Source organism: Oceanobacillus sp. FSL K6-0127, assembly GCF_037983385.1.
Taxonomy (GTDB): Bacteria; Bacillota; Bacilli; order Bacillales; family Amphibacillaceae; genus Oceanobacillus; species Oceanobacillus profundus.
This window is the reverse complement of the sequence record NZ_CP150287.1, coordinates 2,036,333-2,050,392: the sequence shown is the minus strand read 5'-3', so window position 1 is coordinate 2,050,392 and position 14,060 is coordinate 2,036,333. Positions and strand designations below refer to the sequence as shown.

The following is a 14,060-nucleotide window of genomic DNA, read 5'->3' as shown; positions in this document are numbered from 1 at the left end:
ATATTTCACAAAGTTATAATATGATTTATTAATAATCTTAAAAAAGGAAAACAATATGATAAAAGCCGTCTGTTTTGAACGCACCTCGATTGTTAGCCACAACTAATAAATTTGAGTATAGGTCAATTTAGATGACTTTAAATTGCAATTTTATTACTCAATTTTAATATCATTTGAGATGTATTTTTTAAAATACATCTCAAAATAGAACACTTCAATGATACACACCAAATAAAAAAGTAACATGATTAAGTATCATTCATTATGCTAATAACATAGGGAAAAGATATTTGCTGTTATATACAGTAACTGTTCTTTATATTAGTACAGACCACTTGCTTACCTATCAGTCACAAAAAAGTCACAGAATTAGTTTTCTGGCTTAAATTTATTTAACTTATTTGATTTTCAAGCCTCCCAAACCCCTATTAAACTGCACTTCTTTGAATTCATTTTTTCTAATTTACTTCAGAAACTAATTTGACAGGGTAGAGGTCGTTGGTTCAAGCCCAATACGAATCACCTCTCCCTAATCATTACATTTACTGCATAATCTCGAAGGATATAAGGATTTAGATTGGTACAGGGTACAATTGTGTCCCTTGCAAACGATTCTCTTATTACAATAATAAAAAGCACCTCATTATGAGATGCTTATAATCCTAGTATTTGTTTTTTCTTAGCATCAAACTCGTCCTGAGTTAAAATACCATCATCCAACAACTGCTTATATTTAATTAGTTCTTCAGCGTCACTTGATTTAGTGATAACCGAATTGTCTTCATTTTGCAAGGTTTCTAGTAGATTTTTCAACTCAATAGCCTGATCTAATTCTTTTTTTAAGAAAGTAATGGTGTTTTCATCTTTGACCGCGTCTAAAACACCGCCTTTACTTTCAGATGCTCCACTGTATGCGAATTGAATATATCCAGTTGTTAAGCGCGGTTCTTTTATTTGTATTGCCGTTATGCTCTTGATCGGTATACTCTTCTCTCCTTTAGAACCTTGGTTTAAGTAATTTTGAAACCCTTTCCTTTTCCATCTCAGATAACCATTTTCCACGGTGACAATGAACTTACCATTTGATTTAAAATAAAATTCAGCCATAGTGCCAACTCCCTCCTTTTTTATTATCGGTAAGGTGGAAAGTTTTTTCAATTTAAAAAATTCCAGGAATCCTCTTAGCTATATTAAAGTGGATAAATAGGCCTTACCTCGAAGGTGTTGTATTGAAAATATAATTATTTTTATTTTCTTATACCACACTTAGTAGAGCAAAAGAGCTTATAATTTCTCTTTGGTTCCATGCCAGAGCTCTTTATTTAATTAATCTCAAGCAATAAATCTCAACCTTCAACCTTACAAGCTTCCGCCAATAATTCTATTAAATGAACAACCTGAATCTGATCCGTCAATCCTTCTCGCTCCACCCCAACCTTCATCTGCAGGTGACAGCCCGGATTTGTTGTAACAATTACTTCTGGTGTTATAGTGGTCAAGTGCTTCATCTTTTCATCAATAAGTTCCATCGATTCATTATAATTTACAATATTGTAAATGCCCGCTGATCCACAACACATATCCTTTTTTGGAAACTCTAAGTATGTGATTCCTGGTACAGATTTTAATAATTGCAACGGTTCATTCACCCGCTTCTGGACATTGCTCATATGACAGGATGGTTGATATGTCACGGCTCTATTGATTTCCTTTTCAAATGGTAGGTTCAACTGACTTAAAATAACGCTAATGTCTACATTCTTTTCTGCAAACTGCTTTGCTCGGGTCGCCCATTCCGGATCATCGGCAAATAATTTATCATACTCGACGAGCATAGCACCGCAGCCACCAATGCTGTTTACAATATAATCGAAGCTGTGTTTTTCAAATGCCTCAATATTTTCTTTCGCTAATCTTTTTGTAATTTCCGTTTCTCCGCTATGACTTTGTAAGGCACCACAACAGGTTTGCTCTTTAATAACCGTTACCTCACATCCAGCTAATTGGAGTAACTTAATGCTTTGTGTATTAATCGATGAAAACATCGTATCCATCACACATCCTGTAAAAAATCCGATGCGAAATGCAGGACGGTGGATTGGCGGATAGTATTCTTCCCGTTTTCTGCGTTTAATACTGCCTTCTGCATTCGGAAGGATTTTCTCAAACGTACGTAGGTTTTCTGGTAAAATATTGGTTGCTTTTGCTTTATGTGCTACCTTTTGCAAGCCGGATTTTTGGTATAATGCAATTCCTCCGCCTACAGTATTCAAGATTTTCTTATTAGGGATTGTTTTATTAAATAGAAATTCTCGAAATAACTTCACACGTTTTGGCGTTTCTTTTTTCTTGTTTTCTTCGATAAATTCTTTTGCTGATTCTAAAATCGTCCCGTATTGTACATTTGTCGGACAAACCACTTCACATGCTCGACATCCAAGGCAAAGATTAATTGGTCCTTCTAGTTCAGAATACGTAATTTTCCCTTCGGCTGCCATTTTCACTAAGTTGATTCGCCCTCTTGGTGAGTGCGTTTCTTTCTCCATTGTTATATATGTTGGACAAGCTGGTAAGCAGTAGCCGCATTGTACACAATCAAACGTTTCTTCATATGCTAGCTCAGCCATTGGTTAACACCAGCCTTTGACCTGGCTCCGGAAAAATCTTGCCAGGATTTAGCACGTTTTTCGGATCCCAGCTTTCTTTGATTCGCTTCATCATATCCAGTCCAATTTCACCGAGTTCCATTTCCATAAACGGAGCTTTTAATGTACCAATACCATGCTCTCCAGATAATGTGCCGCCAAGTTCAATAGCCGCTTCGAATATTTCCTCTACTGCTTTTTCAACCCGGCGCATCTCTTCTTGATCACGTTGATCAGCAATAATGTTCGGATGTAGATTTCCATCACCTGCATGACCAAATACTACTAAATGAATGTGATACTTTTCTCGAATTTCTTTTAACCGCTTAAACATTTCTGGAATCTTACTTCTTGGAATCGTTGCATCCTCCGAAATTTTTGTAGGCTTTTCACGAACAATTGCAGGGGATACAAGTTTCCTTGCCTTCCAAAGCTCATTAGCCTCTTCCACTGTGTTAGCTACTCTCACCTCACTTGCTTGACTAGATTCACATACCTGCTGAACACGAATAATTTCATCCTCAATTGCTGCTGGGTGACCATCTAATTCAATTAATAATAATGCCTCCGCTTCGATAGGCAGACCAAGTGGTTCATAGGCTTCAACGGCATTAATCGTTGCGTTATCCATTATTTCTAGTTTGGAAGGCAAAATTCCTGAGCTCAATATATTTGTAATTGCTCGACCGGAATCTACTATATCGTCAAAAACTGCCATCAATGTTTTTGTCGCTTGTGGTTTTGGAAAAAGACGTAATATCGCTTCCGTAATAATCCCTAATGTGCCTTCTGAACCAACGATTAATTTCGTTAAGTCATAGCCCGTTACATTTTTAACAGTTCTTCCACCTGTACGAATTACCTCTCCCTCTGGTGTTACAACCTCCAATCCAATGACATAATCTTTCGTAACGCCATATTTCAACCCACGCGGGCCACCTGAATTTTCGGCTAAGTTACCACCAATCGTTGAAACGTTTGAGCTGCTCGGATCAGGCGGATAAATCATCCCTGCTTCCATTGCGGCATTATTAATATCCGCCGTTATAACCCCTGGTGAAACAACCGCTACCATATCTTCAGCATCAATGACTAATTTGTTATCCCATTTGGATAAATCAAAAACAATCCCTCCTTTCACTGGTAAAGGACCGCCGCTTAAACTTGTGCCCTGCCCACGAGGGTAGACAGGTATTTCGTATTTATTTGCCAGCTTCATCATTTCAGCTACTTCTTTTGTCTCCTTTGGCTGAACAACTACATCTGGGAGATATACCCCAAACGAGGAGTCATAGGAATAACTATATAAGTCTACTTTGTCTGTTAATATTCGCTTTTCATCCTTTATAATCTCTTTTAACAACTGGATGATTGTGTCATGAATCATTCCGTATCCCTCCTGAATTTATACGAAACTGCTGATGGCGCAATTTAATGCCTTGATGATGCTTCCACATCGCCTCTTTTGCTGCATCTGGTCTTCCTTCTATAATTGCACGAAAAATCTGCTTATGCTCTTCTATAACCTGGGCATTTAATGAATCATCAGTTATGGAGTACGCTCGGCTCTCACGTAAATGGATTAAAATCTTATCAGCTACTAATTTAATAATCTCTAACATGACAGGATTATTTGCAGCTTCAACAATTGTATAATGGAATTGGTAATCTTCTTTCATCGCAATCTTGCCTTCGAGACTTAGTACTACTAAATTTTCATAGTCCGATTCCAACCGTTCTTTTTGGGGCTTCGTAATCCGTTTCGCTGCATAAAAAGCAGCGTCTCCTTCGATCGTCTGTCGCAATTCAATCAGATTCATAAAATCATATAGGTTGTCACCTATCATGTTGGAAAATTCAAGAAGTGTGCCGTAATTAGCTTCCGTGTTCACATACATCCCTACTCCTGGCCGGACAGTTATAATCCCAGAGGATTCCAGAACAGTCATTGCCTCTTTTACAGAGGTTCTTGACACTTTAAACATCGTTGCAAGTGCGCGTTCTGACGGTAATTTATCGCCAGGCTGAATAGTTCCTTCAGCAATGGAATGTTTAATTTGATCAATAATAGTTTGATAGATTTTTTTCTTCTTTTGTATTGCTTGAAACTCCAAATAATTACCTCCATCTCAGCTGTTGGTCTAGTGGACAGTCCACTGGACACATGCAAATACCCATTTAAGACATTTGCACGTATTTCATCAGATATAATCGATTATGATGGATATTTCCCATATAATTACTGAATTTCACTTGTATTATCCTCTACAGTAACACGCTTATCTCCAAGTTTAATCCGAGCATTCGTTAAATGTTCAGCAACGGCTTCCATAGCAGTTTGCGCATCTCGATTTTTGATCGCAAGGTAAATTTTTTCATGTTCAGCATAAACGGTTTTACGTCGAACCTCCCAGCCTTGGTTTTTGGATAAAGAAAACTGGACAGCTTTTAAGTGGAGGTCCGATATATTATCCATTGTTTGTGTCAAAAAAGGATTATAAGCTGAGCGAACGATAATTCGATGGAATGCATAATCAGCTTCAAACCCATTTATATAGGGGTCTTTAACCGTTTGACTAAACTCTTCAAGGCTTGCTTTTAAATCAACTATATCCTCTTGCTTATGCCGCTTAGCAGCAAGATAAGCGGCATTTGATTCAACAATGGTACGTAATTCCAGTAAATTTTGTACTTCTTCTACTTTAATCATTTCAAAATGTACTTGTTTTAACATTTCAGCTACATTCACTTCTCTTACCCAGCTTCTCCCACCCTGCCTGGACTCAATTAAACCACCTGCTGCTAATACGCTTAATGCTTCTCGTATAGGTGAGCGACTAACTCCAAACATCTTAACGAGTTCATTCTCAGAGGGCAATTGACTGTTCGGAGGAAATTTGCCAGTCTTTATCATCTCTTTTAATTCCTCGAGCACCAATTCGGATACTTTCTTTCTTTCAATTTTCAACCATACCCCTCCTTCTTTTAGTTAAACACCAATCACTTTATCACCACTAGCCGTATTTTGTTTTTGTTTTATTTTATTCGTTCGTAAAATATGCCACGTTAAAATAATTGCGCCAATTCCTAATCCTAATAAATCAGTTATGATCCCTGGTTTAATAAGTAAAAATGCAATCGCAAAAAAGCCAATTCGTTCAACTATATTTAGCTTCATACTAAAGTAATTGAATGTCGCGATGGATAGAGCAAATACGCCAAGTAATGCGGTTACAAAAACGATTAAGCCTTCCATAAAGGTTGCTAACTCACCTGTAGCCGTTTGCATAACAAGGATTGGATTGTATGCAATCATAAACGGAATAATAAAACCTGGCAGGCAGAGCTTTAAAGCAGTCCAGGATGTCTTCATCGGATCGCCTCCAGATATTCCGGATGCCGTGTAAGCAGCTAATGCTACGGGTGGTGTAATATTGGAAAGTGCACCAAACCAAAACACAAAAAAGTGTGCTGCAATTGGATTTACACCAGCCTCAATTAACGCAGGTGCTGCTGTAACTGCTACTACAATATAAAGTGCAGTTGAAGGTAATCCCATACTTAGTACAATACAAGTAACCATAACCAGCAATAGAATAATTGCTAAATTCCCACCAGAAATATTGATTATATTATATGCAAGTGTAGATCCAAGACCTGTCATCGTTATAACAGCAATTAAAATACCAACTGAGGCACAGGCAACCGTAACCTGAATGGTTCCTTTTGCACCATCTATTAATGTTTGGATAGCTTTTTTAAACGTAATTCGATTTGTCTTGTCCTTCGTTAACCAGCTGACAATAATGGCAGAAATAATACCGGAAAATCCCGCTACAATTGGAGTCTTCCCACTCAATAGAGTCCCGATTACAACAATCAGCGGAAGCAGCAGTACGCCTCCTTCTTTTAAAACAGACCAGACCTGTGGAATGGAATCTTTACTAATCCCCTTAAGTCCTCGCTTTTTAGCTTCAATATCAATCGCAATTACTAATCCACCATAGTAAAGCAATGCAGGAATGATAGCAGCAATAATGATGATGTTATAGCTAACACCGAGAAATCCAGCCATAATAAATGCAGCTGCTCCCATAATTGGCGGCATAATCATCCCGCCTGTTGACGCAGCAGCTTCAACCGCACCAGCAAATCGTGAATTTAACCCAATACTCTTCATCAATGGAATTGTAAATGGACCAGTAGTAGCTACGTTTGCAACTGCACTACCACTTAATGATCCAGTTAGCGCACTTGATATTACTGCGACTTGGGCTGGTCCACCACGTCGCTGTCCCGCTAGGGCAATAGCCAAATCATTGAATAGCTTGCTTGCACCACTCGCATTTAAAAAAGCACCAAATAAGATAAACAGGATAATATAGGTTGTTGCAATCGATAAAGTCATACCGAAAATACCTTCTGTTGTCATATAAAAACGGAACAATAAACGCTCTAACGTAAATCCAGCATGTCCTAACACCCCAGGGAAATATGGACCAAATAAAGCGTATACAATTGCAAATAGCGAAAGCAGTGGGATAAATATTCCAATACTTCTTCTTGCCACTTCCAAAAGTGCAATTATTGTAATTGCCGCAAACACATAATCGATTGTAATCGCCTGAGAGATTCTAACACTATGAATGACGATATAGTTAAATAGAATATAAATGGTTCCAGACAAACCTGCAATAATCCAAATGAGGTCAATCGTTGATATTTTTGATTTATCTCCCTTTTTCATTGCCGGGTATAAGGAAAATCCTAATATAAGGACAAACCCTAGAAAAACAATATTGCGGTAAATTTCCTGGATGTTCATAAAGCTGTTTACATAGATAGCAAACAAGGATAAACCTAATGCAACTACAGCAATTATGGAAGCTTGCATTCCTTTCAGTTTTCTAGCGCCACCGCCACCCTCTTTGTCCGCATCTACATTTTGTGTATCTGTAGCCATTTTTTTATTTTCCATAAAGTCCACCATCCTTCTTTTTAAAGTAGTTCTTATTCACTTTGAGATTCCTTCACTTCGACAGGAATAATCTCTTCTGGTATCTCTACTCCTTGCTCTTCAAAGTATCTGTAAGCACCAATATGTAGTGGGGCAGGCAAGCCAGCTAATGCTGTTTCTAAAGAAACATCTTTAGCTGAATTATGAATTTCATGTACTTTCTCAAGGTTTTCAAACATTGTTTTCGTAAGCTCATAAACCAAATCTTCATCCATTTCTTTTGATAAAGCGATAAAATTTGGTTGTGCAATTGTATGAATCTCTTCGCTCTCTCCTGGATAAGTGTCAGCTGGAATGACGTAACGAACCCATGCATTCGATAGACTATTAATCTGGTCCAGCTGGGCATCTGTTACTTCTAATACACTAGCATTCACTTTGCTCGCATACATATCCATAATTGCGGAAACTGGCGTACCAGCTGGAAGTGACCCACCAGAAAGACGGCCATCACGCATAGCTGAAATTGTATCATCATAACCTAAATATTCTGGAGTTATATCCTCTTTTGTTAATTCGATACCTTGCATAATGACTAATGTTGATTGCTCTGTACCGCTTGCTTGTGGTCCTACAGAAAAGGAATCACCTGCAATATCTTCAATCGTTCCAGTTTTAACTCTGTTATTCATTAATACAAAGTGTTCCACATTCGGCCAAAGCACTGCCATTGACCGAAGATCCTTATAGGAATTATCCTCAAAAATACCAGTACCTTCATACGCCTGGGCTCCAATTAAACCTTGCAAGATTGCTAAATCCGCCTCATTTTTCCTTAACAAATCAACATTTTCTACTGAACCAGCTGAGGATTGTCCAGTTGCTTTAAGTCCATCAATGGTTTCAGACCACAGGTTTCCGATTCCTACACCAATCGGGTAATATGTACCTCCTGATGAAGCTGTTGCAATTGAGATGTACTGCGTTCCACTGTTTGCTGTCCCACAAGCAGAAATAGTAAGCGCTAACATTAATAGAATTGGGATAACTAACTTTTTCAATTTTTCCAACCCCTCCGATATAAATTCGATATATTTTGCAAACTTGTATTACAAGTATATAATATTATAACTTTCAAAATCAATATTTTTCTGAAAATAATTTATTATTGTTTAAATCTGAAATTAATTTGTTTGCTAAACAAATCATAATAGATATTCTCTCACCTAAAACAAAAAAGCTACTAAGTTATCATCCTTAGCAGCATCGTTAAGCTTTAGTTACAAATTCAGATATCTACCCTCTATACCTACCAATATGTTAGGTTATATAAACATTTGAAAGTCGGTACTTCAATTCTTCATTTATAAAATCCAACCGTACCTTGCGTTCGATTGTATAATCTATAACATTGCTATCTAGCTTACGTAAGACACTCTCTGAGACTAACATCTTATTTAGATGAAGCGTATTTGGGATTTGGATGTAATCGGTCTCCTCCCACTTTGCTTTTGGTCCTAAGCTTTTAAACGCATATTCTAATACTTGTCGCTCGGAAGCATAATAAAGCGGAAACATTACTCTTCGTAAAAATGTACTTGTTAGAGCATTCATATAGGTAGCATCTTGGTCTATTTTGTTAATTAGTTTTTCGGTCGTGAAATCTGCTAACCCTATTCCTTGTGCATTTCCAAATGATTGTTCGGATAAATCCAGTACTGCCAGACGCTTAATACTTGGCTCTTTTGGTTCATCTACTCCATCAATACGCCATCTTCCAATTATATTCGGGTCCATCCCAGTACCACTGTAATTCTTACCCATTTCCTCCACGACTAATAAATCAACTTCTTTTAATGGAAGGCTCGGCATTAGATCCTTTGATTTTCTTAAAAGGTCTGATTCTTGTTCAAACCATTTATCCACGTCTATCCCTTGAATAATAGCTGTTTGATCATAACTATTTTCAATGATTGCTAACCCCATACTTATTGGAGCATGGTGTAAAGCATACTTAGACACAGCCAAAATATTTTGTTCCATATTTGCTGCCCCTTCGCTATGTACAAAACTTGCTCCTTTCTGTTTGCCTAAACCAATTGCAGCCATTTTGCTTAATCCGCTCTCGACGCTGCCTCGGAATGCTGTATGTGCTTTAATTCGATTAACAACAATAATTCCATCAGCATGATATGCCTGTTTATCCATATAAACAGGCAACCCTTCAGGAGTTGTACCAAGATCGATCACTTCCATCGAAGAACGAATTTGCACACCCATGACATCCTCCGTAATACCCAAATAGCGAAGCACATCCATTTGTCCTTCTGCCGTTGCTCCACCATGACTTCCCATAGCCGGCACAATAAATGGACGATAACCATATTGATGTAGATAATTGATAATCTCCTTTAAAATAACTACAATATTGTCGATTCCGCGACTCCCTGCTGTTATTGCAATTTCTGCTTTTTTTGGAAGCGAATTCAATTGTTTGTTCAATTTTAATTCAGACCTTACCTGTCCTTTCAGATCAATTAGTTTTTCCCTCTTAAACTTCTGTTCAATCTCGTATAAAATCATATTGAGTCCCCTTCCTTTTCCCCACTATTTCTCTAATTTTATCTTCTATCCTTGATTAATCAAGTCAAATATATGAATTGTCGATTAATTTAGCAAACAAACTTATTATCTAGGAACAGGCTTCATTATTTTTAGCATAAAACAACCTTTTCAACATTTCGATACTCGAAATAGAATAGTGGATAAAATCCCCTCCTCACTTTATAATAGTAAGAAAATTGTTTTTATCCGTGATTGTAGGTGGCTCACAATTGAGAAATGTCTTTTCCTTTTTAAAACCATATAAATTCCCTGCTGTCATAGCTTTCATTCTAATGCTGATGGAGCTTGCAGTAGAATTACTTCTGCCGTTATTTTTAGGTTTAATGATTAACCAAGGAGTTGTCAATCAAGATTTAAGTAAAATTGTGATGTGGGGCTCTATTATGATTGGTCTTTCATTTCTATCGTTGGCAGCTGGGATTACGAACTCCTTTCTCTCTTCACACGTTAGTATTGCGTTTGGTTATGATATCCGCCAAAAGCTATTTGAAAAAATTCAGGAGTTCTCATTTGCAAATCTGAACCATTATCCAACATCAAGCCTTGTAACGAGGTTTACAAATGATATTAGACAAATTCAAAACACAATATTTATGGCACTGCGAATTATGGCAAAAGCACCGTTAATTGTAATTGGTGGTGTGTTAATGGCTTTCATCGTAAATGCCAGGCTTGCACTGATTTTCTTAATTACTGTGCCATTACTTGTTATCTTCTTATTATACGTGCTTAAACTGGCTAGCAACATGTTCGCTAATGTACAAGGCTATGTGGATCAAGTAAATCGGGTGATGCAAGAAAACCTTGCAGGAATGCGTCTAATAAAGGCATTTACTCGAAGAGACTTTGAGGAAAATCGCTTTAGGGAAGCAAATGCTGGGCTTGCAGATTCTACGCGCAGAACATTTCGTTTTGTTGAATCGTCGATGCCTGTACTTTTATTTGTTATGAACGTAAGCATCCTTGTTATTCTCTGGTTTGGAAATCAACAAATGATTACTGGAAATGCGAATGTCGGCGAAGTAGTTACAATGGTTAACTACGCCTTACGTGTAGCCATGGCAATTTCCATGTTTTCCTTTATTATCATGGCAATTTCGCGAACCAAAGCTTCCGCAATACGAGTTGATGAAGTTCTATCTCTTCAAGTCGACCTTACTGATCATACAGAAGGAAATAAGCAAATGACTGTGATACGAGGAAAAGTAACGTATCATCAGGTTTCATTCACCTACCCCGGTGCAGCCAAGCCTGCATTAGAAGATATCTCCTTTACGATTAATCCCGGAGAGAAACTCGCTGTCATTGGTTCAACCGGCTCTGGTAAAACATCATTATTCCAGCTTTTGCCACGATTATATGACGTCAACAAAGGAAAAATCCTTGTCGATGATAATGCGATTACTGCATATAGTTTTGACCAAATTCGCGGGAGCGTTGGATATGTTCCGCAAAGTCCCCTGTTATTTTCAGGATCTATTAAAGATAATATAGTATGGGGAAAAAATGCTGCGACGATAGAGGAGATTATTCAAGCTGCTAAAGATGCACAAATTCACGAAACTATTATGGGTCTCCCAAATCAATATGATACAAGAGTCGGGCAAAAAGGTGTTAACCTTTCGGGAGGACAGAAACAACGTATTTCAATTGCACGTGCCTTGATTCGCAAGCCCAAAATATTAATGCTCGATGATAGTACGAGTGCGCTCGATTTAGCAACCGAATCTCAACTGCTTACTGCAATTGAAGCATATAACTGTACTGTATTTATCATCACACAAAAGATTTCTACAGCAAGCACTGCAGATCGCATTATGCTTCTTGATGAAGGAAAAATTCTTGCTATAGGAACACATCAGGAGTTGATACAAGCTTCACACATCTATCGAAATATTGTGACATCCCAATTTGGAAAGGAGTATGAACATGTCCAGTAATCAATTAAAAGCTCCTTTTCAATATGAAAAAATACCGCTAGAAAATATAGCTGTAGATAATAAGAAAAAAGCAAAAAATATGGGGAACACATTAAAACGATTATGGAATTATTTAACTGTAGAAAAAGGAAAGCTGTTTCTTGTCATTCTTATGGTTACACTTAGTTCTGGTCTAAGTCTTCTCGGTCCATTTATGGTTGGGATGGCAATCGATGATTATATCGTAACCGGTCAAGCTGGTGGTCTTGGGATGCTGCTAGTAGGCTTAATGATTGTTTATTTGTTCCACTCGTTATCTATCTTCCTGCAAAATTACTGGATGATTGGCATCGCGCAGAGAACCGTGTATACATTACGGAAGGACCTTTTCAAACAGTTCCACCGGCTACCGATTTCGTACTTTGATAAACGACAGCACGGAGAACTGATGAGTCGCTTAACCAACGATATTGACAACGTGAATAACACGCTCAATCAATCCGTTATTCAGATTTTTGCTAGTGTCTTAACATTGGTTGGAACAATCGCAGTAATGCTCTATTTAAGTCCAATCTTAACAGTTGTAACCATGTCTGTTATTCCAGCGATGTTTTTCTCTATGCGCTGGATTACAAAACGCACGGGTCCATTATATAAATTACAGCAAAATGACCTGGGTGAAGTAAACGGGTACGTGGAAGAAATCGTCTCCGGTCAGCATATTGTCAAAACATACTCACAGGAAGAGAAAGTAATTCGGGAATTCCAAGAACGAAATCATAACCTCCAACGAACTGGATTTTGGGCACTTACGATTGCCGGTTTTATCCCAAAAATCATGAATATGCTCAATTTCCTTAGCTTTGCTTTAATCGCATTAGTTGGCGGAATTCTTGTTGTTGTTTACGACCAACAGCTTGTAACCGTTGGGGTAATTGTAATTTTTACTGAATATGCACGTCAGTTTACACGTCCGCTTAATGAACTATCGAACCAATTTAATGTCCTGTTATCGGCTATCGCTGGTGCTGAACGGGTGTTTCAAGTTATGGACGAAACAAAAGAAGAATCTGATGAAACAAATTCAATTGAAGTGAAAAGAACGAAAGGGAATATTAAATTTGATAACGTTACATTCGGTTATGAGGATACAACTATATTAAAAGGTATTCGTTTTGAAGCAAGGCCTGGTGAGACTGTAGCGTTTGTCGGTCACACTGGAGCAGGTAAAACTACAATTATTAACTTGATTTCACGTTTTTATGATTATCATACCGGGAAAATTACATTAGATGGAATTGATTTAAAATCCATTAAACGAAGCAGTCTACGCAAGCATATGGCATTTGTACTGCAGGATCCCTTTCTCTTCCACGGCAGCGTCCGGGAAAATATTCGATATGGTCGACTTCATGCCACAGATAAAGAAGTTGAAAATGCAGCTGTGGATGCGAATGCCCATGATTTCATTATGAAGCTGTCAAATGGTTATGATACCATCCTCGATCAAGATGGTAGTGGAATTAGCCAAGGTCAAAAGCAATTATTAACGATTGCACGCGCTTTGCTTGCAGCTCCCTCCATCCTGATATTAGACGAAGCGACCAGTAATATTGACACCATTACAGAATTGAAAATTCAAGCTGCATTAAAGCGGCTGATGGTTGGAAGAACAAGCTTTGTAATTGCACATCGATTAAATACAATCCAAGGGGCAGATACAATCATCATGCTTGAGGACGGAAAAATAATAGAGCAAGGCAGCCATGAAGAACTCATCAAACTAAAAGGCAGCTATTACAAGCTTTACAAAGGACAAGTGCAATGATCGCTTGCTATGATATTTCATAACCGAAACCGAATAACTCTAGGCTTCTTTTCATTAGGTGACAGGTGCTACACGTTAGTGATAGA

Annotated in this window: 10 protein-coding genes; 2 read left to right on the top strand and 8 right to left on the bottom strand. The window is 37.8% G+C overall.

Annotated features, from left to right (window positions below; translation table 11 throughout):
• Positions 1 to 654: 654 nt before the first annotated feature.
• The 8 genes from MHH64_RS10275 to MHH64_RS10240 all read right to left on the bottom strand — a co-directional run bounded on the left by MHH64_RS10275 (position 655) and on the right by MHH64_RS10240 (position 10,185).
• On the bottom strand, positions 655 to 1,107 hold the full coding sequence (locus MHH64_RS10275; protein ID WP_251660474.1) for a DUF4429 domain-containing protein: 453 nt from the start codon (positions 1,105 to 1,107) through the stop codon (positions 655 to 657).
• Between the two features lie 239 nt (positions 1,108 to 1,346).
• A complete protein-coding gene (locus MHH64_RS10270) occupies positions 1,347 to 2,627 on the bottom strand; it encodes a (Fe-S)-binding protein (RefSeq protein ID WP_118888756.1) in 1,281 nt (426 codons plus the stop codon).
• Positions 2,620 to 4,032, bottom strand: coding sequence for an FAD-linked oxidase C-terminal domain-containing protein (locus tag MHH64_RS10265; RefSeq protein ID WP_340003190.1), 1,413 nt, complete (start codon positions 4,030 to 4,032; stop codon positions 2,620 to 2,622). Before MHH64_RS10265 ends, MHH64_RS10270 begins: the two co-directional genes overlap by 8 nt.
• Entirely contained in the window at positions 4,022 to 4,759 is a 738-nt protein-coding gene (locus MHH64_RS10260) for a FadR/GntR family transcriptional regulator (RefSeq protein ID WP_340003189.1), read from the bottom strand. The genes MHH64_RS10265 and MHH64_RS10260 overlap by 11 nt, the downstream gene beginning before the upstream one ends.
• Positions 4,760 to 4,884: 125 nt before the next feature.
• Positions 4,885 to 5,613 carry a FadR/GntR family transcriptional regulator gene (locus MHH64_RS10255; protein ID WP_340003188.1) on the bottom strand — a complete coding sequence of 243 codons (729 nt, stop codon included), beginning with the start codon at positions 5,611 to 5,613 and terminating at the stop codon, positions 4,885 to 4,887.
• Positions 5,614 to 5,634: 21 nt separating this feature from the next.
• Positions 5,635 to 7,623: a TRAP transporter permease gene (locus MHH64_RS10250; RefSeq protein ID WP_240033730.1), complete on the bottom strand. Its 1,989-nt coding sequence runs from the start codon at positions 7,621 to 7,623 to the stop codon at positions 5,635 to 5,637.
• A gap of 32 nt (positions 7,624 to 7,655) precedes the next feature.
• A complete protein-coding gene (locus MHH64_RS10245) occupies positions 7,656 to 8,663 on the bottom strand; it encodes a TAXI family TRAP transporter solute-binding subunit (protein ID WP_118888753.1) in 1,008 nt (335 codons plus the stop codon).
• Positions 8,664 to 8,922: 259 nt separating this feature from the next.
• Entirely contained in the window at positions 8,923 to 10,185 is a 1,263-nt protein-coding gene (locus MHH64_RS10240; RefSeq protein WP_340003187.1) for a lactate racemase domain-containing protein, read from the bottom strand.
• A 251-nt stretch (positions 10,186 to 10,436) separates the two neighbouring features.
• Here MHH64_RS10240 and MHH64_RS10235 point away from each other — a divergent pair, with 251 nt between their 5' ends.
• Together MHH64_RS10235 and MHH64_RS10230 are read left to right on the top strand one after the other, a co-directional pair.
• On the top strand, positions 10,437 to 12,167 hold the full coding sequence (locus MHH64_RS10235; RefSeq protein ID WP_340003186.1) for an ABC transporter ATP-binding protein: 1,731 nt from the start codon (positions 10,437 to 10,439) through the stop codon (positions 12,165 to 12,167).
• Complete coding sequence (locus MHH64_RS10230) at positions 12,157 to 13,974, top strand: ABC transporter ATP-binding protein (protein ID WP_340003185.1); 1,818 nt, start codon at positions 12,157 to 12,159, stop codon at positions 13,972 to 13,974. Before MHH64_RS10235 ends, MHH64_RS10230 begins: the two co-directional genes overlap by 11 nt.
• Positions 13,975 to 14,060 lie beyond the last annotated feature (86 nt).